The sequence below is a fragment of the Bacillus sp. WC2503 genome, from assembly GCF_052682895.1.
In genome coordinates this window covers 4,001,098-4,027,484 of the sequence record NZ_JBQYMD010000001.1, presented here as the reverse complement: position 1 = coordinate 4,027,484, position 26,387 = coordinate 4,001,098, and the positions used below count along the sequence as shown (strand labels likewise).

28 protein-coding genes, 1 pseudogene and 1 riboswitch are annotated in these 26,387 nt (G+C 34.3%); of the genes and pseudogenes, 24 read left to right on the top strand and 5 right to left on the bottom strand.

Going from position 1 to position 26,387, the window contains the following annotated elements; all coding sequences use genetic code 11:
- Positions 1-131 precede the first annotated feature (131 nt).
- Both ACUN26_RS20755 and ACUN26_RS20750 read left to right on the top strand, forming a co-directional pair.
- Positions 132-848: an ABC transporter ATP-binding protein gene (locus ACUN26_RS20755; protein WP_000889768.1), complete on the top strand. Its 717-nt coding sequence runs from the start codon at positions 132-134 to the stop codon at positions 846-848.
- Positions 838-2,412, top strand: a complete 1,575-nt coding sequence (locus ACUN26_RS20750) for a putative ABC transporter permease subunit (RefSeq protein WP_001095675.1) — start codon at positions 838-840, stop codon at positions 2,410-2,412. The genes ACUN26_RS20755 and ACUN26_RS20750 overlap by 11 nt, the downstream gene beginning before the upstream one ends.
- A 217-nt stretch (positions 2,413-2,629) precedes the next feature.
- On the opposite strand, the gene ACUN26_RS20745 is transcribed toward ACUN26_RS20750, so the two are convergent.
- A complete protein-coding gene (locus ACUN26_RS20745) occupies positions 2,630-3,502 on the bottom strand; it encodes an AraC family transcriptional regulator (RefSeq protein WP_000377674.1) in 873 nt (290 codons plus the stop codon).
- Positions 3,503-3,807: 305 nt separating this feature from the next.
- Between ACUN26_RS20745 and ACUN26_RS20740 the strand changes: the two genes are divergently transcribed.
- From ACUN26_RS20740 to ACUN26_RS20685, 12 genes and pseudogenes are all read left to right on the top strand, one after another.
- Entirely contained in the window at positions 3,808-4,578 is a 771-nt protein-coding gene (locus ACUN26_RS20740; protein WP_000859652.1) for an ABC transporter ATP-binding protein, read from the top strand.
- Positions 4,565-6,514: an ABC transporter permease gene (locus ACUN26_RS20735; protein ID WP_000176171.1), complete on the top strand. Its 1,950-nt coding sequence runs from the start codon at positions 4,565-4,567 to the stop codon at positions 6,512-6,514. Before ACUN26_RS20740 ends, ACUN26_RS20735 begins: the two co-directional genes overlap by 14 nt.
- A gap of 142 nt (positions 6,515-6,656) precedes the next feature.
- On the top strand, positions 6,657-7,235 hold the full coding sequence (locus tag ACUN26_RS20730; RefSeq protein WP_001176051.1) for a class I SAM-dependent methyltransferase: 579 nt from the start codon (positions 6,657-6,659) through the stop codon (positions 7,233-7,235).
- Positions 7,235-7,834 (top strand): DedA family protein, encoded by a 600-nt coding sequence (locus tag ACUN26_RS20725; protein WP_000418929.1) that lies wholly within the window; start codon positions 7,235-7,237, stop codon positions 7,832-7,834. The genes ACUN26_RS20730 and ACUN26_RS20725 overlap by 1 nt, the downstream gene beginning before the upstream one ends.
- 170 nt (positions 7,835-8,004) lie before the next feature.
- Positions 8,005-8,352 carry a YxeA family protein gene (locus tag ACUN26_RS20720; protein ID WP_000819389.1) on the top strand — a complete coding sequence of 116 codons (348 nt, stop codon included), beginning with the start codon at positions 8,005-8,007 and terminating at the stop codon, positions 8,350-8,352.
- Between the two features lie 72 nt (positions 8,353-8,424).
- Positions 8,425-8,604 carry a hypothetical protein gene (locus ACUN26_RS20715; RefSeq protein ID WP_000924677.1) on the top strand — a complete coding sequence of 60 codons (180 nt, stop codon included), beginning with the start codon at positions 8,425-8,427 and terminating at the stop codon, positions 8,602-8,604.
- Positions 8,605-8,758: 154 nt separating this feature from the next.
- A complete protein-coding gene (locus ACUN26_RS20710; protein WP_000855628.1) occupies positions 8,759-9,529 on the top strand; it encodes an ABC transporter ATP-binding protein in 771 nt (256 codons plus the stop codon).
- Positions 9,516-11,432 carry an ABC transporter permease gene (locus ACUN26_RS20705; protein WP_000059453.1) on the top strand — a complete coding sequence of 639 codons (1,917 nt, stop codon included), beginning with the start codon at positions 9,516-9,518 and terminating at the stop codon, positions 11,430-11,432. The genes ACUN26_RS20710 and ACUN26_RS20705 overlap by 14 nt, the downstream gene beginning before the upstream one ends.
- A gap of 443 nt (positions 11,433-11,875) precedes the next feature.
- Complete coding sequence (locus tag ACUN26_RS20700) at positions 11,876-12,643, top strand: DUF4261 domain-containing protein (protein ID WP_000449854.1); 768 nt, start codon at positions 11,876-11,878, stop codon at positions 12,641-12,643.
- Positions 12,640-13,134: pseudogene (locus ACUN26_RS20695) on the top strand (immunity protein Imm33 domain-containing protein); the annotation flags it as partial. The gene ACUN26_RS20700 and the pseudogene ACUN26_RS20695, both read left to right, overlap by 4 nt.
- A 104-nt stretch (positions 13,135-13,238) precedes the next feature.
- Positions 13,239-13,943 (top strand): DUF7003 family protein, encoded by a 705-nt coding sequence (locus tag ACUN26_RS20690; protein ID WP_000886479.1) that lies wholly within the window; start codon positions 13,239-13,241, stop codon positions 13,941-13,943.
- A gap of 24 nt (positions 13,944-13,967) precedes the next feature.
- Positions 13,968-14,477, top strand: a complete 510-nt coding sequence (locus tag ACUN26_RS20685; RefSeq protein ID WP_000830223.1) for a DUF2199 domain-containing protein — start codon at positions 13,968-13,970, stop codon at positions 14,475-14,477.
- A gap of 39 nt (positions 14,478-14,516) precedes the next feature.
- Here ACUN26_RS20685 and ACUN26_RS20680 read toward each other — a convergent pair whose 3' ends face one another.
- On the bottom strand, positions 14,517-15,419 hold the full coding sequence (locus tag ACUN26_RS20680; RefSeq protein WP_000162588.1) for a diacylglycerol/lipid kinase family protein: 903 nt from the start codon (positions 15,417-15,419) through the stop codon (positions 14,517-14,519).
- A gap of 229 nt (positions 15,420-15,648) precedes the next feature.
- Positions 15,649-16,176: a hypoxanthine phosphoribosyltransferase gene (gene hpt / locus ACUN26_RS20675; RefSeq protein WP_000687583.1), complete on the bottom strand. Its 528-nt coding sequence runs from the start codon at positions 16,174-16,176 to the stop codon at positions 15,649-15,651.
- A 161-nt stretch (positions 16,177-16,337) separates the two neighbouring features.
- Here hpt and ACUN26_RS20670 point away from each other — a divergent pair, with 161 nt between their 5' ends.
- The 6 genes from ACUN26_RS20670 (at position 16,338) to ACUN26_RS20645 (ending at position 21,002) form a co-directional block, all read left to right on the top strand.
- Positions 16,338-16,553, top strand: coding sequence for a hypothetical protein (locus ACUN26_RS20670; RefSeq protein WP_002039823.1), 216 nt, complete (start codon positions 16,338-16,340; stop codon positions 16,551-16,553).
- A 184-nt stretch (positions 16,554-16,737) separates the two neighbouring features.
- Positions 16,738-17,070, top strand: a complete 333-nt coding sequence (locus ACUN26_RS20665; RefSeq protein ID WP_000415609.1) for a hypothetical protein — start codon at positions 16,738-16,740, stop codon at positions 17,068-17,070.
- A 175-nt stretch (positions 17,071-17,245) separates the two neighbouring features.
- Positions 17,246-17,692, top strand: a complete 447-nt coding sequence (locus ACUN26_RS20660) for an LPXTG cell wall anchor domain-containing protein (protein WP_000728020.1) — start codon at positions 17,246-17,248, stop codon at positions 17,690-17,692.
- 89 nt (positions 17,693-17,781) lie between these two features.
- Entirely contained in the window at positions 17,782-18,402 is a 621-nt protein-coding gene (locus ACUN26_RS20655; protein WP_000771583.1) for a class D sortase, read from the top strand.
- Between the two features lie 39 nt (positions 18,403-18,441).
- Positions 18,442-19,131, top strand: coding sequence for a response regulator transcription factor (locus tag ACUN26_RS20650; RefSeq protein ID WP_000041867.1), 690 nt, complete (start codon positions 18,442-18,444; stop codon positions 19,129-19,131).
- Positions 19,128-21,002 (top strand): sensor histidine kinase, encoded by a 1,875-nt coding sequence (locus tag ACUN26_RS20645; protein ID WP_001225352.1) that lies wholly within the window; start codon positions 19,128-19,130, stop codon positions 21,000-21,002. The genes ACUN26_RS20650 and ACUN26_RS20645 overlap by 4 nt, the downstream gene beginning before the upstream one ends.
- Before the next feature lie 222 nt (positions 21,003-21,224).
- On the opposite strand, the gene thiT is transcribed toward ACUN26_RS20645, so the two are convergent.
- On the bottom strand, positions 21,225-21,893 hold the full coding sequence (gene thiT / locus ACUN26_RS20640) for an energy-coupled thiamine transporter ThiT (protein WP_001246601.1): 669 nt from the start codon (positions 21,891-21,893) through the stop codon (positions 21,225-21,227).
- Between the two features lie 86 nt (positions 21,894-21,979).
- A riboswitch (TPP riboswitch) is annotated at positions 21,980-22,081 on the bottom strand.
- Positions 22,082-22,275: 194 nt separating this feature from the next.
- Between thiT and ACUN26_RS20635 the strand changes: the two genes are divergently transcribed.
- From ACUN26_RS20635 to ACUN26_RS20625, 3 genes are read left to right on the top strand one after another with little or no spacing between them, the layout of a single operon-like run.
- Entirely contained in the window at positions 22,276-22,503 is a 228-nt protein-coding gene (locus tag ACUN26_RS20635) for a FeoA family protein (protein ID WP_000060512.1), read from the top strand.
- Positions 22,500-24,488, top strand: coding sequence for a ferrous iron transport protein B (gene feoB, locus ACUN26_RS20630; RefSeq protein ID WP_001044846.1), 1,989 nt, complete (start codon positions 22,500-22,502; stop codon positions 24,486-24,488). Before ACUN26_RS20635 ends, feoB begins: the two co-directional genes overlap by 4 nt.
- 13 nt (positions 24,489-24,501) lie before the next feature.
- Positions 24,502-24,669: a FeoB-associated Cys-rich membrane protein gene (locus tag ACUN26_RS20625; protein WP_000989597.1), complete on the top strand. Its 168-nt coding sequence runs from the start codon at positions 24,502-24,504 to the stop codon at positions 24,667-24,669.
- A gap of 35 nt (positions 24,670-24,704) precedes the next feature.
- On the opposite strand, the gene ACUN26_RS20620 is transcribed toward ACUN26_RS20625, so the two are convergent.
- Complete coding sequence (locus ACUN26_RS20620; protein WP_000737473.1) at positions 24,705-25,283, bottom strand: lipoprotein BA_5634 family protein; 579 nt, start codon at positions 25,281-25,283, stop codon at positions 24,705-24,707.
- A 420-nt stretch (positions 25,284-25,703) separates the two neighbouring features.
- Between ACUN26_RS20620 and ACUN26_RS20615 the strand changes: the two genes are divergently transcribed.
- Positions 25,704-26,369: a PspA/IM30 family protein gene (locus tag ACUN26_RS20615; protein ID WP_000110292.1), complete on the top strand. Its 666-nt coding sequence runs from the start codon at positions 25,704-25,706 to the stop codon at positions 26,367-26,369.
- Positions 26,370-26,387: the final 18 nt, after the last annotated feature.

Genomic DNA, 26,387 nt, shown 5'->3' with positions numbered 1-26,387 from the left:
ATTTTATAGTTATAGTTTCTATGTGTTAAGAGATTTTAATACTCAGTGGGGATAATGAAAAGCTCACTGAGTAAATTTTCTGTTTTGAGGTCTGAAAATTCAGTTAAATAGATGGCTTGGGGGGATTTTACATGTTAGAAATTATAAATTTTAGTAAGACATACAAAGGTGGAAAGAAAGCGGTAAATCATTTAAATATTACTGTTAAAGCAGGAGATATCTTTGGATTTATTGGACATAACGGTGCGGGGAAAAGTACAACAATTAAGTCGTTAGTAGGAGTTATAGATTTTGAAGAGGGCGAAATTTTTATTGATGGACATTCAGTAAAAAAGGATCCGATTGCATGTAAGAGAGTAATGGCGTATATTCCTGATAATCCAGATTTATATGAGCAATTAACAGGAATTCAATATTTGAACTTTGTTGCGGATGTATATAAAGTGCCGGCGAAGGATCGGGAAGAACAGATCCAGAAGTATGGGGATGCCTTTGAGATTACACCTTACTTGGGAGACTTAATATCTTCTTATTCGCATGGCATGAAACAAAAAGTAGCGATTATATCGGCGGTTTTACATAAACCGAAATTACTAGTTTTAGATGAACCTTTCGTTGGTCTTGATCCAAAAGCAGCCGTAGTTTTGAAAGGTATTATGAAAGAGCTTTGTGAAAAAGGAAGTGCGATTTTCTTTTCTACGCACGTTTTAGATGTAGCGGAGAAGTTATGTAATAAAATAGCGATGATAAATAGAGGGAAATTAGCACTTTCAGGGGAAGTGCATTCTTTAATAAAGGAAAGTTCATTGGAAGAACTCTTTATGAAGGAGCTTGCTAATGAATACTAATAGTTTAGGACTTTTAAAAATCCGGTTAATAACGCAGCTCGGTCTAAACACTTTTAAATATGAAAAAGATAAGAAAAAGAAGCAGAATAAGATTTTGCTGACAGCATCTATTGCTCTAGTTGGTGTCATGCTAATGTTATATTGCGGAGCCTCGGCATATGGATTGGTGAAACTAGGAATGAGTGAAATTATTCCCGTTTATGCACTAGTTATTAGCAGTGTATTAACGTTGTTTTTCACTATATTTAAGGCAAATGGAGAAATTTTTGCTTTTAAGGATTACGACTTTTTAATGTCATTGCCGATTCGTGTAAATACTGTTATTGCAAGTAGATTTTTGTATTTATACTTGCTGAATACAATCTTTTCAATCATAATCATGCTACCGATGGGAGTTGTTTATGGCATACATGAAAATCAATCAGTTTCTTTTTACTTTATGTGGTTCATCAGTATGTTTATAGCATCTTTAATTCCAACAACAATTGCAGCAATCTTTGGAGCTGCGATTACGGCAATCGCTTCTAAATTTAAAAATGCGAATAAAATAACTACGATTTTAAGTTTTATAGTAATTATTACATTCGGTTTCTTTATGCTAAAAAACGGAAATGCTCAATATAGCCTTAATGATATGAACGGAATTGGTGCAATTGTTTCGGAGCAATTAACTAAAGTGTATCCACTAGCTAACATGTTTCAAAAAGCAATTGTTCATGCTGATATTATAGCTTTCATCTTATTCGTCGGGATATCAGTTAGTTGGTATTATCTTTTTGTAAAAATACTTTCGTTAAAATATAAGCAAATAAACACAGGGATTTCCACTTATCATATGCTTTCAAATTATGAGATTAATAGTATAAGAAAAGAAAGTGTATTGGTCGCATTGTATAAAAAAGAGCTGAAACGTTTCTTCTCTTCTACAGTGTATGTCATAAATAGTGGAATGGGAGTCGTGATGGCGATAGCTTTCTCGTTAGCTGTAGTTGTAGTAGGGCCAAGTCAATTAATAGCGTACCCTGGAATTGAGCCCTTGTTGCAAAAGATTGCTCCATTTGCTATTGCAGCAGCGATTTCAATGACGTGTACAACATGTGTGTCATTGTCTTTAGAAGGAAAAAATGTATGGATTATTAAGTCATTGCCTATAGCGCCAAAGATGGTTTATGACAGTAAAATTCTTATGAATCTTTCATTGAGTATACCTGCATCACTTATTAGTGCCGTATTGCTAATAATCGGGTTAAAACTCGATGTTTGGAGTTCTCTTTTCATCGTAATAACACCGATAACATACTCACTCTTTTCGGCAGTATGGGGAATTTTTATTAATAATCGATTTGGTTATTATGATTGGGTATCAGAAACTCAAGTAATAAAACAAAGTATAGGATCGTTTATCGGTATGTTTGGTGGCTTAATTATGGCAGTTATACCTGCCATGTTAATCGGTACCGGTACTATCTTGAACGACAGAGTATTTACTTTTGTAGTTGTTATAGTACTTACGATTATTACTATTTTCTTGTATAAGAACGAGTCGAGAAGAAGTATAAAGTGAAACTTTAATCAGTGGGGGGTGTTCATCCCCACTGATTATTAGCCCTCACCAATTGGGCGTTTACGGGCAGTTTATCTCCCACCTAACTTCTTTGCTTCACCTGAATTTTGAGGTGGGAGTTTTACTGCCCGCAAATAGCGGGATAAAATAAAGAAGCTGCTTTTCCTTTAAAAAGGAAGAGCAGCTTTTTTATTTTGAAAAGGTTTAGACTCTTATATTACTTTTTTAAAACAGGTATCCATATCTCGCTTCTGAAATTCGGCGAGGATATCTCTTTACTTTCATTCCACAATATTTCCGGACCTCCTGCTAGTTCATAGTTTGAAGAAGGGAACCATTCAGAATAAATACGTCCCCACACATTTTGTAATGCATCAGGAAATGGACCGACAGCTTCAAATATAGCCCATGTTGAAGTTGCGACTTCAAGTTGCGCGAATTGCTCTGGACAATCTTTCGTTGTGGCTACCCCAATATAATGATCGAGTTCGCCTTTTTCCTCCATTCTTCCTTCAGAAAAATTTGTAGAAGCACTAATGATTCCATTTGGTTCCACATTTGAAAGGGACTTTAATGTTTGAATAGACTCTGGATTTAAACTTTTCCACATAGAAGCGATTTCTGCATTTACACCGTTAAACACAATCGGTACTCGTTTTGTAATACCAATGATTTGAAATGGTTCTTTTTCTTCAATTCGATAGTTCATTTCATTTCCTCCTCGGATCGATAACTGGAAGGTCATTGGTGAATAAGCTTTCAAAGAATGGCTACTATTTCGGGCCTCTGAAGGTGTTATGCCGTGCAAGTTTTGAAAGGCACGTGCAAAAGAATCCGGTGAGTTGTACCCATACTTTATAGCGACATCAATGACTTTTGCATTGCTATCTTTTAGTTCAAAAGCAGCAAGAGTAAGACGTCTACAGCGAATATAATCAGATAGTGATATACCTGCTAAAAACGAAAACATTCTTTTAAAGTGATACTCAGAACAGAGAGCTAGCCTCGCAACTTCTTTAAAATCAATTTCATTCGTAAGGTTATCTTCAATATAGTGCATTGCTGCATTCATATTTTTAAGTGAATCCATACTATGACCTCCTCTGTACATAGAATAGCAGGAACGAAATAACCCCATCCGACATTTCGTGCACAACTTTGTAGGTGCATTTTTTACCTTACAAAATTGTAATGTTCCTGTAAGGAGAATGAATGGATGGTATGATATCCCAATGTTATAGTAACAAAGTACTTTTGTTCAGTAGGTTAAATTTTTATATCTTTACTTATGCGTCTTACATAACTGTCATGTTTGTGTAAGAAACATCGATAGTGGCAAGAGTAGAGAGTGTATATAGTTGAAAATAGAGAATAGAAGAAATGAGGGATGTCGAGATGAAAACAGTGTTAGAAGCAAAAAATATTGAAAAAGTGTACGACACGGGTGGTAATAAATTTGCAGCGTTAAAAGGTATTAACTTACAAGTAAAAGAAGGTGAGTTCGTTGGAATTATGGGACCTTCTGGTTCTGGTAAGACGACTTTACTAAATGTTCTTTCTACAATTGATAATGCGACGAACGGTGAAATTTTAATTGATGGAAAAGATATTGTGAAGATGAATGATGATAAGCTAGCGTTATTCCGCCGCGATCATTTAGGTTTCATTTTCCAAGATTATAACTTATTAGATACGTTAACAGTGAAAGAGAATATTGCGTTACCTCTTGCTTTATCGAAAGTAAAGGCAAATGAAATTGATCGACGTGTTCTTGAAATTGCGAAAAAGTTCGGTATCGATCATATTTTAAGTCAGTTTCCATATCAAGTATCTGGTGGACAAAAGCAGCGCTGCGCCGCATCGCGTGCAATCGTTACGAATCCAAGTATGATTTTCGGAGACGAGCCAACTGGAGCGCTTGATTCTAAATCAGCGACAGATTTACTTGAAAGTATGAAGTCGTTAAATGAATATGATAACTCTACCATTTTAATGGTAACGCATGATGCATTTGCAGCGAGTTATTGTAAACGAGTTATTTTCATTAAAGATGGTGAACTATATAAAGAATTGCATCGCGGTGAATCGACGCGTAAACAGTTCTTCCAAAAAATCGTTGACGTAATGTCTTCTATTTCTGGAGGTATGGCTGATGACCTTATCTAGCATTGCCCTCCGCAACATACAGCGGAACTTTAAAGACTACTTTGTATATTTTGCATCTATGATTTTTAGTATCGTCATTTACTTTACATTTAAAGCACTGCAATATAATTCACAAATGGAAAAAGCAGCGGAAGCCTCTAAAAAAATTAGCGGTGCGTTTCAAGTTTCAAGTGTGATGCTTATCATTTTCGTAGCAGTGTTCATTATATATTCGAACGGATTCTTTACACGTAAACGTAAAAAAGAAGTTGGCTTATATTCGTTATTAGGTATTCGTAAAAGACAAATTGGTAAAATGCTCTTTTATGAAAATATGTTAATGGGATTAATGTCATTAGTAATTGGGATTGCGATTGGTAGTGTCCTTTCAAAATTATTCCTTGAGTTATTAGTAAGTATGATGGGATTAAACTTAAACGTTCATTTTGAAGTACCGATGGCGGCCATTATTGATACAGCAATTATTTTCCTTGTGATTATTTTATATACATCGCTCCAAGGATATCGTTTAATTTATCGCTTTAAATTAATTGAACTTTTCCGTGCGGAACGTGAAGGAGAAGCAATGCCAAAAGGATCAGTCATTATGGCATTAATTTCAGTTTTCTTAATCGGTTCAGGTTATTTCTTAGCATTAATGTTCATGAAGGCAGTTAAGTATGCAGACTTTATGGCAATTGCACTTTATATTTTACTTGCGACAGTATTAGGTACGTACTTACTATTTATGTTCTTTACTGTATTCGTATTGAAACGTGCAAGAAATAATAAATCATCGTTTTATAACGGTATGAATATGGTAACGACGTCACAGCTACTATATCGTATTAAAGGGAATGCAAAGTCACTTGCGACAATTTCTATTTTAAGTGCGGTAACATTAACAGCAGTTGGTACGTCAGTTACGATGTATTACAACACATTTACACAATCAAAAGCAGTTGCACCATACAGCTACTCTTATGAGAAGAAAGATGCAGAACTAGATAAGAAAGTAAATGCGATTTTTGCTGAAGAGAAAGAAAATCATCCTGTAAAAAATCAATTTGAAGTTGAGATGGTTCCTGTAAAAGGAAAGTTTGAAGGAGCTAAAGTCGATTTTATCTTTAATATGAACTACAGTATCTCAGAGAAATATCAATTTATATCTCAATCTGAATTCAACAAACTTGCGCAAAAAATCGATGCGGAAACAGTGAATGTAGCTGCTGGTGAAGCCTTTATATATGATAGTTCTTATATTGAAGGGTATGAGTTTAGCCCTGAATATAAAGGAAATAAAGCGGTATTCCAAATTGGAAATGAAACGAAGACATTGAAGATCCAAGGTGCAAATAATAATGCAATTACGAATTTAGGTGAATTAGTTGTTGTCGTTCCAGATGAAATGTATGAACAAGCGAAGCAAGCATTTGGAACACGTGTTGTGAAAAATATTGATGTAAAAGATGAAAGAAACAGTAAATTATTAACAGAAAAATTAAAAAAAGTGATGCCAGCTGGTGAATCAGAAATGGCACCACCATTTAGAGACTTCTATACTGGTTTCCATATGGGACTTGAAGCAACTGGACTAATGATGTTCATCGGAATGTTCTTGGGACTTGTATTCTTACTAGCAACAGGTTCTATTATTTACTTCAAGCAGCTAACAGAAGCAAGTGCAGATCGTGAGCGTTACGTTGTCCTTCATAAAATCGGTGTAACGAAACAAGAAATGAAAAAAGCTATTGCAAAACAAGTGAGCTTTATCTTTGCAATTCCGTTAGTAATCGGAATTCTACACAGTTTGTTTGCATTAAAAGGTTTAGGGAACATACTACCATTTGAAATTATGATTCCGCTTCTAATTAGTATCGGAGTATACAGCGTTATTTATATCGGATATTATTTCTTAACAGTTCGCTCTTATTATAAGATTGTGAGTGCGAAGTAATAAGGGGACAGCTATCGCTATAGGCGGTGGCTGTTTTTTATTCTTCATAAAATCTTAAGAAATCTCCTCAATTTTTATTAAGAAACGCTAGTTATACTTAGACACAAGTTAAAAACTATTGATCGAATGGGGAGAGGTTTACATGCAACTCATAACATTCTTACATGAATTTATTAAACATCCGAAACATACTGGTGCAATTGCACCAAGTTCAAAAATATTAGCAAAGAAAATGGTAGATGTAATTGATTTTAATAAAGCGAAATGCATTGTAGAGTTAGGTCCTGGTACAGGAGTCTTTACGAAAGAAATTATGAAGAGAAAGAAGAAGGAAACAATATTTCTTCTTATTGAAATTAATGAAGTGTTTTGCAAAGAGCTAAAGAGAAAATTTAAAGATGAAAAGAACGTCATTGTTGTACATGGTTCAGCTGAAAATATAAAGAAGTATATGGAAGAGTTCAATATAGAATGCATTGATTACGTCTTATCAGGATTGCCTTTTACTTCTTTACCAGAAGAAGTTTCAAAACGTATTTTAAACAATGCAATGGAAGCGATACATGAGAATGGGGAATTCATAACATTTCAATATTCACTTGTGAAAAAAGGCTTTATACAGCATTTCTTCCCTGAAATTACATTAGAAAAGGTGTGGCTCAATTTCCCGCCAGCTTACGTCTTTAGCTGTAAAAAAGAGCTAAGGAGAGCGTATGCATAATGGAATTACATGAATTATTATCATACATTGAACAGTACGGGTATTGGGCATTATTTTTCTGTTTATGGTTAGGAATTATCGGTATGCCAATTCCAGATGAAATGATTGTGATGAGCGGAGGATTTGTATCTTCATTAGGTATATTAAGTGTTATTCCTGCGTTTTTATTAACATATTTAGGCGTTGTGTCCGGGCTTTCTTTAGGATATATATTAGGGAAAATATTTGGGACAAAAGTACTCCATAAATTAATGAAAAAGAAGAAGGCGAAGTATTTTATAAAATCACAAGAAATGGTCGAGGCATACGGACATTACGCACTAATTACGAGTTATTTCATACCGGTTGTAAGACATATCGTGCCGTATTTAGTTGGAATGAATAACATGTCATTTAAGACGTATGTTTTATATTCCTATACGACAGGCTTTGTTTGGACGCTCGTTTACTTTGTGCTTGGTTCTATATTTGGACAACATATTGAAAGTATTGTGGCGATTGCGATAGAGTATGGAGTGTATTTTGGAGGAATCATCGCAGTGATTGTGAGTGTGTTTTATTTATACAGACAAAAAAGGAATACAGTGATGAGTAAATAAAGGAGGCGGCAGCCTCCTTTTATTATGAATATGGCTTTATTTATCGAAGTGCTGATGCACAGCCCTGTTACATTAAGAAAAAGTTAAGAAACTGTACGAGTTTTTATTAAGAAAGGTTCTCTATACTTAGAAAGGTCTTATTGAAAAACATAATGAAAGGCGGAATATAGATGAAAAGATTTATTTTAGGATCATTACTTGTGATTGTAGCAGGGGCGGCATATTTATTAAATGGGAGTGCTACAATTGATCGAATGAACCCATTTCTTGATTTAGAATATCGTTATGCAGTGATCGATAATGATGGAAAAGAGTTAGATGGAAATAAAGGTCGTGAGTATACAGTAAAAGCTTATGATGAAAAAGGAGAGGTAAAAGAAGTTACGATTAATGGGGTAGATGAATTACCGATAGGATCGTATTGGCATGTAATTACAAGAGGGAAGTTTTTACACGATAAAGTGCAAATAGATGTAGATAAAATTCCTGATGGTGCGAAGGCAGAGTTAGGACTGTAAGTATAAACCCGATTCTAGATGAGAGAATCGGGTTTGTTATTTTATGGTAAAATATAGAGGGGAGTGAGAGATATGCTACTCATTGTTAGCCTTATATTAATTGGGATTATGTGTAGTATGAGAATAGTATCCTTAAATATGCTAGAGCGGCAAAAGATAGAAGAGCAATATGTATATTGTCCAAAATGTAATGCGAAAATTAGAAAAGGGAATTCTGCTCCTTTTTGTTCGAAGTGTAATTTGATATTTTAATAATAGTAAATCCAAAGTTGGTTGTTACGGCTTTGGATTTTTCTTTTTAAGAAAACCTTAAGAAACCATAGCACTATTTGTTAAGAAAATATATCTATACTGAATTCTGTTGCTTAAAGAGGACATCAAGAATCATAACAGGAGGTACAGATAGATGAAAACAATGTTAGAGGCGAAAGGGATTTCGAAAATATATGATACAGGCGGGAATACGTTTGAAGCGTTGAAAGATATTCATTTACAGGTAAAAGAAGGAGAGTTTGTCGGTATTATGGGACCGTCTGGTTCTGGTAAGACGACACTTTTAAATGTCCTTTCTACCATTGATACAGCTTCAAAAGGTGAGATTTTAATTGATGGAAAAGATATTGTGAAGATGAATGATGATGAATTGGCGCTATTTCGTCGTAATCATTTAGGATTCATTTTTCAAGATTATAACTTGTTAGATACGTTAACAGTACGAGAAAATATTGCACTGCCACTCGCTTTATCAAAAGTGAAGGCGAAAGAAGTAGAATTACGAGTCGAGACGATTGCGAAGAAGTTTGGAATAGATCATATTTTAAATCAATATCCGTATGAAGCATCAGGTGGACAAAAACAGCGCTGTGCAGCATCAAGAGCGATTGTAACAAATCCAAGTATGATTTTTGGGGATGAGCCAACGGGTGCACTTGATTCAAAGTCAGCGACAGATTTATTAGAAAGCATGAAAACATTAAACGAAAAAGATCGTGTAACAATTTTAATGGTAACGCATGATGCATTTGCGGCAAGTTATTGTAAACGTGTTGTATTTATTAAAGATGGCAAGTTATACAAAGAATTACACCGCGGGGATATGACACGCAAACAATTCCTCCAACAAATTATTGATGTGATGTCTTCAATTTCTGGAGGTGCTATAAATGAGCTTATCTAGCATTGCGCTTCGTAATATAAAACGAAATTTTAAAGATTATTTTATATACTTTGCGTCTATGATTTTTAGCATCGTCATTTATTTTACATTTAAGGCGCTGCAATACAATTCACAAATAAGTGAAGCTGGAGATAACATCGGACGAGGATTCCAGCTTGCGAGTGTAATGCTCATTATTTTTGTTACGATATTTATTATATATTCGAATGGTTTCTTTACACGAAAACGTAAGAAAGAAATAGGTCTTTATTCTTTACTTGGTATTCGAAAGAAAGAAATAGGTAAAATGCTTTTTTATGAAAACATGTTAATGGGGTTATTATCGTTAGTAATCGGAATTATAATAGGTAGTTTACTTTCAAAAGGGTTCCTGAATTTACTTGTAAATATGATGGAGTTAGGTGTAAAAGTTCACTTTGAAGTACCGATTGGAGCGGTTATAGATACAGCAGTTATTTTTTGTTTCATTATTTTATACACATCGTTTAAAGGGTACCGCGTTATTTATCAATTTAAGTTAATTGAGCTATTCCGTGCAGATAACGAAGGCGAAGTCATGCCAAAAGGTTCTAAAATAATGGCTATCATTTCTATATTATTAATTGGATCAGGGTATTTCTTATCAGTAACGGCTATTAAAAATGCAAACAGTGATAACTTTATGCCACTTGCTCTTTACATTTTATTAGCAACAGTACTTGGAACGTATTTATTATTTATGTTCTTTACTATTTTTGTATTAAAAAGAGTGCGAAACAAAAAATCTTCATTCTATAACGGAATGCAAATTGTGACGACATCGCAGTTACTATACCGCATTAAAGGAAATGCGAAATCGTTAGCGACGATTGCAGTATTAAGTGCAGTAACTTTAACGGCGGTTGGAACTTCTGTAACAATGTATTACAACACATATATGCAGGCGAAAAAATATAAGCCAGTTAGTTATTCATATGAAATGAAAGATAATCATGTGGATCGTAAAGTGAATGAGATTTTAAAAGAAGAAAAGAATGAAGTCATTCATCAATATGAGTTAGAGACAGTAAAAGTGATAGGTGAATACGGTGATGATATTTCAAATAAAGATAGTTTACATGCAAGAACAACTGAAATAATCGCACAGTCAGCATTTAATAGAATAGCAAAATATTTGAATGAAGAAACTGTGTCTTTAAAGAAGACCGAAGCGTATGCATTTGATGCTATGTATAGTGAAGGAAATAGAGATAGTGGTGTATATAAAGGGAGAAAAGCTATATTCCCAATTGGAGAAGCAGCACCGGTACAAGTGAAAGATGTCCAAGCACAAAACATTACAAACTTATATGAACTTCTATTTGTCGTTCCGGATGAAGTGTATGAGCAAGCGAAGAAGACAATTGGAGCTCATACTGTGAAAAATATTGATGTGAAAGATGAAAGAAATAGTAAAGTGTTAACAGAGAAATTAAAGAAAGTAATACCGGAAGAAGATGCAGAAGGAAGAGAGCAATTCAGCGATTTCTATACGATATTCCGCAGCGGTATTGAAACGTCAGGTTTAATGATGTTTAGTGGAACTTTCTTAGGTCTAGTATTTTTACTTGCAACAGGGTCTATCATTTACTTCAAACAATTAACAGAAGCGCATGCAGACCGTGAACGGTACATCGTTCTTCGAAAACTCGGTGTTACGAAAAAAGAAATGAAAAAGGCAATCGCAAAACAAATGAGATTTATCTTCTTCACTCCTTTAGTACTTGGTATATTACACACTGTATTTGCGCTGAAAGGATTAGCGACAGTTATTCCGTATGAAATTGCAGTTCCGTTGTTAATTAGCATTGGCGTGTATAGCTTTATTTATATTGGTTATTATTTGTTGACGGTTCGTGCTTATTTTCGGATTGTTAGTAAATGAAAAAATCCCGTGTTGAGTTTGGACACGGGATTTTTTGTTTATTTAATACTAATAAACAAGGTAGATATTACACTTAGTTTACGATATCTTTTTGTATGAATATATTGTAATTCATTTTGAGTGATTATGAAATAGAAAATCGAAAAGTGTCGATAAAGAGTCGGAATAGATATTTTTTCTTTAAAACCTTATGTTCTTTAGTTGAGTTTCTTTCTAGAATTCATTAGATTTTTAATGAAAGTAAGTAGCGCTAATTAATAGGTAGTATAAAATACAATATAGAAATAACTAGGATTTAATATAGAGCAATATATATAAGAAATGCTTACTACGTATTTCTTAAGGGTTTTAAAGAAGATTAGTAGAAGGTGCTTAGTAATTCAGCTATGCTTTTTTATCATTCAAAATATTGTAGTGATTTTAATTGAAAAGGGAGCATGTTAATGGAGACACAAATCGTTATTGGAGTACCTGGTTTATGGAAAGATAGAACAGAATTAATACAAGAAGTTGTGAGTAAAAGTAACTATATGTTAGCAGGGAATAGTATGCACCATAAGGAGAAGGAGATTGGCTTTGAAATCGATATATATGAACAAGATCCTTCTTTGAGAGAGGCTTTCTTCTATGCAAGTGGTGAGCGTTTTGATGAAGAATTGCTTCGGGATTTGGAGAAGCATACTTATACAGTGTATGTTATTGCAAAAGTTGACGATACAGAGAGGTTACAAGAAGTAATTGATGTAGGAATGGAACTTTTAAATGCAGGTGGACTTGCTTTAAAAGTTGAAACAGCAGGTGTAGCTTATTCAAAAGAAGAATGGCAAGGGCTTGCAGAGGATAAGGAAATCTTTCCTATGTATTCACATCTTGTAACTTTAGTTGGAGATGAAGAGGACGGTTATTATTCATGTGGAATGCAAGCATTTAATCTACCAGACGTTGTTTTAGACGGAGGAATAGAGCCGGAAGTAGCTGTAGATTTATTAAATGATTTTAACCTACATAATATATTGGAAAAACCTAATTTGAAAGATGGAGATACAATTAGTTTCAAAGAAGATGCTCCAGTGTATCTTTTATCTCATTATATAGATAGTCGTTATGAACAAGAGGATCCATTTTATAATCCGTGTGGGGTATGGAAGTTAGAGAGTGCTTCGCCAAAGAAATCTATATTTCAAAAATTGAGGAGTATGCTAAGAGGATGAAGAAATGCATAAAAGAGCAACTACGCATATGTGAAAAATATGAGGCGGAGTATGTAGAATCACCAGATAACTTTAAGTTAGGGATAGCGCAAAATGTGAAAAGTGGTACCGTTCCAATTAATGGGTTACGAATGCCTGTAGAAAACGGAACGACAGGTTGGTACATTTGGGCTGGTGAAGAAATGGGGACAGAAGAAGATTTCTTTCTTCCTTTACACGTTCAACATATTGATGAATGGGCACCTGAAATAAAGAAGTATTTAGGGTTACCACCTGGTTGGAGATTTTTAATTGATGGAGATTACGAAGATGTGTGGTATGATCCGAATTTACTTAATGAAGAGTTAGAAGAGGATTCAGATGCATGGGAAGAAAATATGCTACAAGAGCATGGATGGTACATGCATAGCATATTAGCAGAAGATATTGATGGTATCCATGCTAATTATCATACGCATGGTCTAAAAGATAACTTTAATCATCAAGATTTATAAAAAATATTAAATATAGATTCTGAAGTTTTTCAAGTAACAGATTGAGAGTTTTTATTACTCAATGAAAGAGGAATTTTTTCAGCTGCATGAGAGCACGGTAAATGTTAGATAATATTAATGAAAAGGTGATAAATGTGCAAAAAGATATTTTAAGGTTATTAGATAGAAAGCAAAGTAAGTATGAATTTCCTATCTTAGATAATGAAAATATGGATATTTCACAAGTGAAATTCTTTCTTTTCTTTAAAGAGAATCAGGATTGGTTAATGGTGTTTCAATTTGTTGGTACAGGTTCATTAGGTGTATTTAATGATATTCAAGTATATGGAGATAGAATTACTCATTCAATGGGTGATGATGGTATTTTGCAATTAAATGATGGCGATTATGAGTTGTTTGATGATGAAGGTGAATTTATACTGGATATTTATAACGGCAGTTTAAAGATTCGTGAGCATCATTTTGAATATCAATTTACAGAAGAAGATTATGCGAATAATGGAATAGAAGTACAAACGACAGAGCAGTATCCAACATACTTCATGCGTATGCTTGCTACTAATGATGAAGCTAAAGAATTATTATGGTGGGATAAAGAAGAAATTTTAGAAGAGTTTGGTTTAGAAGGCGACTGGCAAGTAGCTTATGAAACGGAAGAATGGAAACATGTTGAAGAAGAAAAAGTAAGTGAAAATGAATTCTTCCAATCAGTAGCCGCTGCAATAGAGAAGAAAGATCCAAGTGTTATTGTGAATAAAAATGCTAATACGCATTGGAAAAATTGGGTGGAATTTGATTGTGACTGAAAAGGATAGGAGAAAGAATAACAAATGAAAAGAAGAAGAAAATCTGGAGAAAAAGTACAGATGAATCGTTTTACACTTCCTTTATGCTACGAAAGTGTAGCGCCATATTATTATTACGAGGTGGCGCCTCATGAAAGAGAGGGACGGTTCCATTTAACATCAGATCTTTGTGTAATGGACGATGAACATTACTTTATTAGAGGATGTTTAGAGATTCCTATAATTGATTATCACGAAAATTTCATTTGGACTGTGTGGGCATCACTTAGTAAAGAAAGTTATGATGAAGTATTAGAGAAGTGGGATGAAAGAGGCCGAGAAAATAGTGATCCTTACTTTGGTTGGTTATCTGTAGAAATACCAGTTTATCCAGAAACACTAAATTTAAAAACAAATGTACATATAAGAGAAGTAGGAATGGCGCCGTATGTTGAATTAGAGCCAACCGAGCATCCTTTAGCGATCGAACAAAGAAATGGAATTACTTTGGAGAGAGTTAAAGAAATACAAGAAATGATTCAACAACATAACTAGATTAGAAGAGAAAAAACGAGTGATAGCACTCGTTTTTTCTTATACAACCGCAGGATTATAAATCATCGTAAAGTGCCCTTGCAACAATTCAATATGACACGGTGTATGAAGTGAACTTTCGCCATCTGTATCTACTTCTTTTTCTTCTTCTGTTTCAATATGAATGGATTTCGCCTTTACATGGAAAATATCATTTTCATTTGAGTCTTCAAATAGTTTCTTTCCGATATAATCTTTAAACGCTTGAATGCCTGTTGACTTAACTACGAAAATATCAAGTGTACCGTCATCACATTTTACGTTCGGAATAAAGGAGGGAATACCACCAAGATATTCACCGTTTCCAACCATAACAAGAACAGCTTCATCTTCATATACTTGTCCGTCGTAAGTGATTTTAACTGGGAATGTTTCAGCATTTTTTACAGTTCGAATTGTGCTTAAGTAGTAGCCGATTTTTCCAAGTTTTGCTTTTTCTTCTGCATCGATATTGTTTGATACTTCAGATACGAGACCAATGCCCCAGAAGTTTAAGAAATGTTGTCCATTTGCTTTTGCAACGTCAATTGGTTTTACGTGTTCCTTTGTGATAAGTTTTGCCGCTTCTGAAATGTTTTGCGGAACACCAAGTGTGCGAGAGAAGTCGTTGCAAGTTCCGCCTGGAATAATTGCAAGTGTAGGTCTAGTTTCAAGAGGAGCTAAGCCGTTTGTGCATTCAAATACAGTTCCGTCACCGCCAAAGACGATAATTAAATCTACTTTACTAGCAAACTCCTGACAATATTTTGTTGCATCACCTTGTTTTTTCGTATGAAGGATACGTAAGTCAGGAAAATTCGCCGCAAGAGGTGGTACGATTTTCGCTAAATTTGTATGTAAGTCGCCTTGTCCAGCTTTTGGATTTACGATGAGGAGTACTTTTTCAAATTTTTTCTTTGTCATTTTTATTCTCTCCCTTTGTCTTTTACGAATTGTGATAGAAAATAAACTTCCATCAGTAATTGATGGAAGTTTACCCCGATTAACGGGCAGTAAGACTCCCACCTCAAATTTCGCCGAATACGAGGAAGTCAGGTGGGAGATTAACTGCCCGTAAAAGCCCGATTGGTGAAGGCTAATAATCAGTGGGAGAAAAAAACCACTGATTAAAGTTTCACTTTATTTTATTATATTACTCCGTTACAACTGAAGCGATAAATGGTAAGTTACGATATTTTTCTGCGCAGTCGATACCGTAGCCAACGATAAATTCGTCTGGAATTTGGAAGCCAACATATTCAGCTTTTAAGTCCACTTTACGGCGTTCAGGTTTATCAAGTAACGTACAGAATTTCAATGCTTTTGGTTTGTGCATGAAGAAGTGATCTTTTAAGAAGTGAAGTGTTAAACCAGAATCGATAATGTCTTCTACGACAATTACGTTTTTTCCAGTAATGTTTACATCGATATCTTTTAATAGTTTTACTTTTCCAGTTGTTTCTGTTTGATTTCCGTAGCTAGATGCAGAGATAAAGTCGATTGTTACTTCGTTTTTAATGTGACGAATTAAATCAGCAGCGAATACGAATGAACCTTTTAATACTGCGATTACTACGATTTCTTCTCCTTCAAAGTCACGCTCGATTTGAAGTGCTAGTTCTTTTACTTTTGCTTGTAATTGTTCTTCAGAAATTAAAGTGTCTTTTATTTCAATTTTCATTTGAATCCTCCTACAGTGTAAAACTTGTGAACATTTCGACTGTAAAGGATAGAAAGAAAAAAGTCAAAGAAGACATAAGGTTTTTACAAAAATCCCCACAAAATAATCAGATGATATGATATACTGATTACATTAAGAAAACGCTTCCACAAAGGGTGATTATGATGAAAAAGAAACAGTATACAAGTGTAACATTTATAAAAGCATTGCTGTTAACAATTGTTCTTGGTATGTTGGCTTACATAATTGATGTACCTGCAATTCGCATTTCACTAATTGGAATGACTTTAGTATTAGGCGCAATTTCCCACGGTATGATATCACAGCTCAAAGAAGCTGGACTTGATAATATGAAAAATCATATAGATAAGAATTAAGAAACCCTCACGTATATATAGTGAAGGTTTTTTCGTTTCTTACAAAACTGTAAGGTAGTTGTAAGACAAATCGATAGTTGCATAATAGTATTTTGGATAAACTAGGGGTGTAAGGTAAAAGGCAAGCACATTTTAGGTAAATTAAGTTTTAGGCACTCTATATGTGAAGAAGGAGTAGGAGGGCATGGAGAAACGTTGGACAACCTTTTCTTTTTTAGCGACTAGTAACACCGTAATGCTAGCTGGAGAAATGGATTTTTTGCACTTGTTTGATCGTAAAGACGATCATTCTTCTTCGCAAATTACAATGAAATGGCGTAAATGGAGCGAAAGTTGTAGATTGGAAGAAGAGGCCCCTAACGAAGAGCAAAAGATTATTTTAACAAATCCTATTAAAGCGTGGGTTGTTCAACGTCGTAAGTGTAACGTCAAAAATCACTTCAAGAAAACTGAGCCGAGACAATTAGTTATCGCTCCGGCCCGCTCTACTTCTGAAACACGCGAAAGTAACATGTAAATATTGAGACACGCACTCAAAAAACATCGTATATATTGCGATGTTTTTTATTTTTCTACAATGAAATCTTTAAATGAAATATATTTCATCTGCATCTTATATTTATCTCTCTTGTTTATTCTAGTGATACATCCGATGCGAAGTGATGTAAAACGTATAAGAGGAGAGAGATAAAATGAAAAAGAAACTATTACCGATCTGTGCAATGGCACTTTTAACAGTAGGATATTCTTCAGTAGCAAGTGCGGATACTGGAACAGTAACAAAGGAAGAAGAAGCGCAAGTGCAACAAGATAAAGCTAAAAAAGAAGAAGCAATTAAGGCGCAGCAAAAAAATGAAGAAGAGAAAAAGCAAGCGGCACAAGTCCAAGAGAAAAGTGATATGGCTAAAAAAGAAGCTGCGATAAAAGAGCAACAAAAGAATGAAGTAAGGAAAAAAGAAGAAGCACAAGTGCAACAAAAAAAAGATGCGGCAAAAAAAGAAGTAGCGAAGCCAGTTGTAAAAGGTGAAAAATTACCAAATACAGCATCTAATAATGTAGCAATGATGGGATTAAGCGCATGTCTTGTAGCGGTAGGTACATTATTTGGTTTGAATCGTCGTAATAAAGTTAAGGCGTAAATAAAATATTGTCCTATAAAGAATGGGATAATTTCACATATTAAAAATGGTAGGTTATTCCTACCATTTTTTGCATGGAGGGATGAAACATGAAGTTACTCAATTATATCGGTATCATATTGATGGCCATAGGGCTATTCATGGGATCATATTACGCTGTGGAATGGTATAAAGGAAAAAGCTCTGCGCAAGAATTAACGGCAGAAGAAATAAAGAATCTTAAAAATATACAAGATACTCAACTTGCTCATGAAACACCTGTAACTTCTCAAGTGCCTTCTTCTCAAATAGAACATAAAGAAGGAGAAAAAGTAGCAATGTTAAATATACCGAAAATAAAGAAGAAGTTTTCTATATATTGGGGAGCGAATGATGCAACGCTCAAAAAAGGAGTTGGTATGTTTGTTAGCGATTTAACGACAACGCCATCTGGAGGGGGACATACTGTATTAAGTGGGCACCGGGATACTGTATTTACAGATTTAGGAGAGTTGAAAGAAAAGGATACTCTTACTTTAGAGTATGATAATAAAACTTACACATATGAAATTCAAAAGACGTGGATTACCCATGCGGATGATCGTACTGTTATTATAAAAAAAGAAGAACCACTATTAACACTGACAACTTGTTACCCATTTGATTATATAGGAGATGCACCGGATAGATATATTATCGAGGCGAAGTTAACTGCTAGTTATTCAAAATAAAATTATAGTTTCTGAAGGCGAGAGGGGGATACATAGGTTATGTCAAAAAACATTTTAATTGTTGAAGATGAAGAGATTTTACGTGAAATATTAAAAGATTATTTTTTAAGTGAACAATATGTAGTGTTTGAAGCAAGGGACGGGAAAGAAGCTTTAGTTGTATTTGAAGAAGAAGAGGTTGATTTAGTTATTTTAGATATTATGTTGCCGGAACTCGATGGATGGTCTGTTTGCCGAAGAATTCGGAAGACGTCCGAGGTGCCTATTATTATGTTGACGGCGCGCGTAGATGAAGATGATACGTTACTTGGTTTTGAACTTGGGGCAGATGACTATGTGACGAAGCCGTACAGTCCACCAATTTTATTAGCAAGAGCGAAACGATTATTAGAAAGTAGAAAAGCATCGAAGAAACCTTTAGAGAATGAAGATGATACGTTATCAATTCATGGTATCCACGTTCATTTTCCATCACGTACTGTTACTGTTGATGAGGTAGATGTTAGTTTAACGCATACGGAGTTTGAAATATTGGTGTATTTCATGAAAAACCAAGGAATTGTACTAACAAGGGAACAATTAATTTCAAGAATTTGGGGATATGAATTTGCTGGTGATGATCGAACGGTTAATAGCCATATTCGTAATTTAAGAAATAAATTAGGAGAGAAAGCAAAGTACATTACAACTGTAGTGCGAACTGGATATAAGTTTGAGGGGAATGTATGAGAAAAGGGATTGTACTAAAATTATTTACTCTCACAACAGCATTATGTATGTTGATTTTAGCGACGATTTTTATTGGACAAACGATATTTTTCAAACAATATTATGCAAATCGAAAAGTGGAAGATATTAAAGTGAATTTAAATTCTTTTGAAAAGAACTATTTAAATTATGCAGGAAGTGCAGATGGAATCCAGAAGCTGGAGCAAGAATTTTTAAGAGAAAATAACACGTGGATTACAACATTAGATCAGAATGGAAATTTAAAACATGCGGATGATTTTTATGTGGAGATTACTTTAGAGCGTTGGGCAGAGAAACAATTTGGACAAAAAACAATCACTATTCCTCTGTATAACCTCATGAATATAGATGAGATTGAAAGTAGGATACTACCTAGTTTGGTAGGAAAAAAGGTTTATTTTAGTGGTTTGCTAAGAAATGACAGTTTCATCACATCATATTTACAGTCAGCAGAGGGGAGTTTGAGTTGGGCTAATAAACCACTAAGTAAGAAGTTAGCTGAAAGGGAACTTAAGGCAAGTGAGGAAAAGCCAAAAGTAGCACAAGATTTAATCGATGAGGAAAGAAAAAAAGTTGCTGGGAATTTGAGTGATTTGGAGAAGAAGAGGGTTGCTCAAAATTCCGATTTCAATATAAATGGGACAATTACGAAAGTGCAGCCTTCTGATGGAACAGTTCCCGTAAATCCAATTTATAAAAACAATTTATTTTTGGATAATATAAAAGAATTTCAAACTGATTTATTATTAAAAGAAAGCAATAAAATACGATATACAATAGAGACAATGGATTTTGAAAAGAATGATATAAAGTATAAATTATTAATTAAGCCAATAAAAGAAAAAGATGGATCAGTAGCATATATATATGCGATGGCTTCTTTACAACCAGTAGATGAGGCTGTACAAATGGTACAAGATTATTACATTTACATTATTGCATTTGTAGTCGTTTTGGTTTTTCTAGCTTCGTTTTATTACTCGAAACAAATTGCAAAACCGCTACTAAAAATAAATGATACAACGAAAAAAATAGCGCATTTAGATTTCACAGAAAAAATACCAATTACTTCAAAAGATGAAATTGGTGATTTATCGAAAAATATTAATACGCTATCGAATAAACTCCATTCGCATATTGGACAGCTAGAACAAGATATTGAAAAGGAAAGAAAGCTAGAAAAGACGCGGAAGGAATTCATTTCTGGTGTTTCACATGAATTAAAAACACCGTTAAGTATTATGAAAAGCTGTATTTCTATTTTAAAGGATGGGGTAGCTGAACATAAAAAAGAGTACTATTTTCAAGCGATGGAACGAGAAGTAGATAAAATGGATACGTTAATTTTAGATATGCTTGAGTTAGCTAAATTTGAGTCAGGTACATATAAAATGAAAATGGATTCATTTTATATCGATACAGTAATTGAAGATATATGTGAACACCTTTCTGTAGAAATAGAGAAAAAAGAACTTCGTGTTCATAAAAATATAGGTCCATTTGAAGTAGTCGCAAATCAAGGCCGGATTGAACAAGTCATCGTGAACTTCATTACGAATGCCATACGTTATACACCGAATAAAGAGGATATTATTATTTCTACAATAGATGAGAAAAATCGTATAAAAGTGTGTATTGAAAATAAAGGTACTCATATTGAAGAAGAGCAATTAGATAAAATTTGGGATCGTTTTTATCGCGTGGATGCAGCACGTCATCGTTCACAAGGTGGAACAGGGCTTGGGCTTGCTATTTCAAAGAATATTTTAGAACTGCACGATGCTGAATATGGGGTAAAGAATACAGAAGATGGTGTGTTATTTTACTTCTACTTACTGAAAAAAGCGTAGATCATACATGCTACGCTTTTTTTTAAGTTATTTTCATATTATCTTTACCTAATCTTTATTTTTAAGAGATATAATCTTGTTAGAAAAAGAGGTTATGTAAGGAGTAGATTAGCCATGAATAGCAATTTACTAGGTGTGATGGTATTTATTTTTCTTTGTGCATTTATTGTATTTATTATCGATATTACTCATTGAGAATTTTGATATAAAAAAGGGCGCTAGTTAAGCGCCCTTTTTGTTTGCATTTATTTGATAAGCATTGATGCTTTTGAATAAGCGTGGTGAAGTGATAAATAAAAATATAAGTAAAACTGTACATAGAATAAAAGAACCAAGCATTGTGCTGCCATTTACGATTAATGAATATAGCACAGCTGATTGACCTTTCGGTGCATATTGTCCCCAGAAAATAATACCGGCAATAAAGTGACAGAAGTAACGAGCTAGACTACCGATAAATGTAGCAACGATAATGAATCCAATTACTTTCTTTCCTTGGTTTTGTTTTGATGAAGGTTTATCTTTATGGCTACTTAAGTTTGATTGTTCGTTGCCATTCGCATTAGATGCTAAAAGTGCATTTTGAATTGGACGATAGAATAACCCGGCAAATCCGATAAAAGCAAAGGCAATGAAGTACTCAATGAATGCTTGAACTGGTGTTAAAATGTAGGCATCACCTACGACAATTTGTAACAGTCCCCAAACTAAACCACCTAAGAAAGCTGATTTAAAGCCCCAGCGGTAAGCAATAATAAAAATAGGAATCATAGCGAATGAGATAGAACCGCCTGTTGGAAGTTTAATTGATAATGGTAAAATGTCGATGACCATGGCGAAGGCTGCAAGAATAGCAGATTCGATCATCGCTTGTAAATTAGTGTTACGCATGTTGTCTCCCCCTAAATCCAAGTTGTACAAAAAAGAATAGATATCATAGGAGGATACGAAATACGTAAATAAAAATGAGGTATGTATTTCGGACGTTTGCACAATCCCTGCGTTAGCATTAACTAACAGGTTCGAAGGGTCGGAACGAAGTGTTCCCTCTCAGCGGCATGGCTCCCCCAGTGATAACGAGATTCTTTATTTGCTATTGTTTATTGTAAGCGAAATGGATGAGAATGGCAAACGAATACAGTATGACAATAATTGAAATACAATTGTAGCGAAATGTTAATAAATATGAAGCAAAAGGGTATAGTACAAGAGAAATTGGGTGTGGTATAATTTTTTTGAAAATAATTATCATTCTCTTCTGAGGGGGAAGGTTATGAGCTTAGTAGATATTAAAATTGGAGAGAAAGTGTTAGTAAAAAGTATTCAGTCTTTAGATCAGCTATTAAAGCGTAGACTAGCTGCTTTCGGTCTTGCTGAAGGAAGCGAACTTCGCCTGAAACAGAAAGCGATGTTTAAAGGTCCTTGTACATTGGAGTGTCGTGGACAGTTAATTAGTATTCGTCATTGTGACGCGAAAATGATAAAGGTGGAATTAGCGTGAATAAGGTAGCTTTGCTAGGGAATCCGAATACAGGGAAGACATCATTATTTAATGCACTTACTGGTTCTTATGAATATGTAGGAAACTGGAGCGGTGTAACAGTAGAAAAGAAGGTTGGTAAATTAAAAGATAGACAAGGAACATTAATTGATTTACCAGGTGTTTATGATTTAAATCCAGTTTCACGTGATGAAGGTGTTGTAACAAACTTTCTATTAACAGAAGAATTTAATCATATGTTAAATATCGTAGATTCCTCGCAGTTTGAAAGAAATATGCATTTAACGTTGCAGTTACTTGAATTTGGTAAGCCAGTCTCAATTGGTTTAAACATGGTTGATGTGGCGAAGCAAAGAGGAATTGTAATTGATGTAAAACGATTATCAGAACTATTAGGTGTAACAGTTGTGCCTGTCGTTGCAAGAAGTGGAAAAGGCTGTGAAGAACTGCTTACGACTCTTAAAGAAAATGACAAAAAAGAGAAAAAGCCATTCCTTATTTCATATGGTGTACAAATGGATGAAGGAATTGGAGAAGTAACTGCTCTTTTAGAGACAGTGAATTACGAGCATCCGAGATGGTTAGCACTTCAATTTTTAAGCAATAACGAAGTAGTAGAAAAAGAAATAAAAGCATTACCAATTTATAAGGAACTCATAGCCATTCGATCTCGCTTAGAAGGAAAACTTGATTGTACGTTAGAAGAGCACATTTACAAAACTCGTGAAGCGTATATTGAAAAGTTAAAAACAAATGTTATGAAGCATGAGAAAGAAGGAAAAATTCCTTTTTCAGAAAAAATTGATAGATTAATTACACATAAAATTTTAGGACTTCCAATCTTTTTAGCAGTTATGTTTTTTATTTTTCAGGTTACGTTTACTTGGATTGGTACACCTTTATCGGATATGTTAGATGAGTTTTTTGGTGGCCAGCTTACGGATTGGGTGACGGCTGGACTTACAAGTATTGGAGCTTCTGATTTTATTCAAGCGCTTGTTACAGAAGGTATTATTGCCGGTGTTGGTGCTGTGTTAGTATTCGTTCCACAAATCTTTGCACTATTCTTTTTCATTTCATTATTAGAAGACTCAGGGTATATGGCGCGAATTGCAGTTGTTATGGATAGAATTATGGAGTTCTTCGGTTTAAATGGAAAAGCCTTTATTCCGATGATTATCGGTTTTGGCTGTAACGTTCCAGGTATTATGGCAGCGAGAACGATTGAACAGGAGAAAGAGCGTTTACTTACAATTTTAGTAACACCATTTATGTCTTGTTCAGCACGTTTACCTGTATATGCATTATTTGCGGGAGTGTTCTTCCCTCATAGTCAGGCAACTGTTGTGTTCTCTTTATACGTTGCAGGGATTGTCCTTGCGTTATTAGTTACAAAAATAATGTCTCTTACTATTTTAAAAGCGGAAAAATCTATTTTCGTCATTGAACTACCGCCTTACCGCGTGCCACAAGCGAAAACGTTATGGCTTAGCACATGGGAAAAAGGGAAAGGGTTTGTTCGTAAAGCTGGTACATTCATCTTTGGTGGTTCGGTTGTCATTTGGCTATTAAATTATGCAGGTCCATCAGGATTTGGTGTTGATATGGGAGACAGTTACTTAGCGATGATTGGTGGATTTATCGCACCGCTATTTGCACCGCTAGGCTTTGGAACGTGGCAAGCTGCAGCATCCCTTTTAACAGGATTTTTAGCGAAAGAAGTTGTCGTTTCTACAATGGCGATTATTTATGCGGTTAAAGAAGATGTGCTTGGAAACGTAATGGGAGCACATTATACAGCATTATCAGCGTATGCATTTATGTTCTTTATTTTATTATACGTTCCGTGCTTAGCGACAGTAGCTGTTATTAAACGTGAAACAGGATCAGCGAAATGGACGATTTTCTCAGTCGTTTATCCGCTCGTAGTTGCTTATGTATTAACGCTTATTATATACCAAGTTGGATCTTTACTCGGATTCTAAAAGGAGATGTATGATGATGGTCAATATTATAATTGGAGCTATCATTTTTGGTTATGCAGCATATACGTTAGTTAATTTCGTAAAAAGAAGTAAAAAAGGAAAATGCGCAGCATGTTCTTTAAATAAGTCATGCCAGTCGCAAACTTGTAGTCCGGATATGGAGCAAATCGCTCACAAGTAGAAAAAAAGCTTTGCGAATCTCGCAAAGCTTTTTTCTTACTTTTTAATTTTTACAAGTTGTGATGTTTCTACACCATTTTTGCCAGGGAATTCTTTACTCGGGTCCTTATCAAATTTTAATACACCCACCGATTTTTCTTCACCTTTTACATTGTTGTAAGTTGCATCATCAACAATCGCGAACATATCTGCATATGCACGGCCACTTCCGATAATTATGTTGCCTTCATATTTTAATTTCGCGCCATCGATTTTAGCATTTTCAACTTTGTTTTTTGCGAATAATACACCTTGTTCTGTTGTTACAGCTGGTAATTTATCAAGTGGTTTCGTGTCGTCTTTTGCATCCACTTTGCTAAGTAACTCTTTCTTCACTAGTTCTTCACCAGTTTTTTTATCCATTACAAGAACTTTTTTATCTTCTAACGTTGTAAGTTTCATTTTATAGAAGTCTTTTTCTTTCACTTCTTTTTTGTTTTTATCTGCAATTTGTGTTACTTGCTCTTCTGATCCGTACAATACAAAGCCGTTTGCCTTTTCTCCTAATAAAGAACAACCTGATAATGCTCCGAATGAAATTGCTGCTGCTAATCCGATTCCTACTAATTTTTTCATGATGATTTCTCCTTGTCATATGTTTTATAGTAAATACAGTTTTTGTATTAGTTCTTACAGTTTGAGAAGCTTGTTTGTTGCTTCTGGTATTAGTGTATAAGAAATATCGGAATGTAACTATCGAGTTAGCTTACAGTAACATTACAATAATGTAATTTAGTGAAAGTAAATAAAAATAAGTCAATTTTTGATGGTTTTAATTATAATATATTGGTAATATAATATATTAGGAATACAATGTTATATCTGGAATGTCATATTATATTGGTTATATTTTGGAAATAACATGTAAGGACATATTAGTTTTGTTATAATAAACACATAGGCTGTAAAAATGAATATTCTTTACTGTAAAGGGAGATTTTTAAGTTTTCCAAGTAGTGAATTTGAAATATGAGGTATATCATAGGAGGAATTTGGATGTCTGTATTTAAACGATTACGAGATTTAACAATGTCAAATGTGTATTCATTAATTGAAAAAGCGGAAGATCCAGTTAAGATGACGGATCAATATTTACGCGATATGCAAGCGGATGTACAAGAAGCTGAGAAAAGTGTAGCAGCTCAAATCGCGCTTGAGAAAAAGTTTAAATTATTATTTGAAGAACAAGAAGCACTTGTGAAAAAGCGTGAAGATCAAGCTCATATGGCTGTTCAAGCTAGTAACTTAGATCTTGCGCGCCGTGCACTAGAAGAAAAACAAAATGCAGAGCAAAAAATGAATGAGTATAAAGCAAGCTATGAGCAAAATAAAGCAGCTGCTGATAATCTTCGTGCGAAGTTAGAAGAAATGCGTAAGCAATTAACAGAGCTGAAAAATAAACGTGAAACACTTGTAGCACGTGTAAATGCAGCGAAAGCACAAAAGAATATTAATCAGGCGATGTCTGGGTTTGATTCAAATTCAGCAAAAGCTGGTTTAAGCCGTATGGAAGAGAAAGCTCTTCAATTAGAAGCTGAAGCAGAAGCAAGCGGTGAAGTTTACAAAAAAGAAAAGTCATTAGATGATGAATTCGCAAGCTTAAACAAAAATTCTGCTGTTGACGATGAATTAGCTCGTATTATGAAGCAGTATGAGAAATAATATAGAATAGAGACAAAT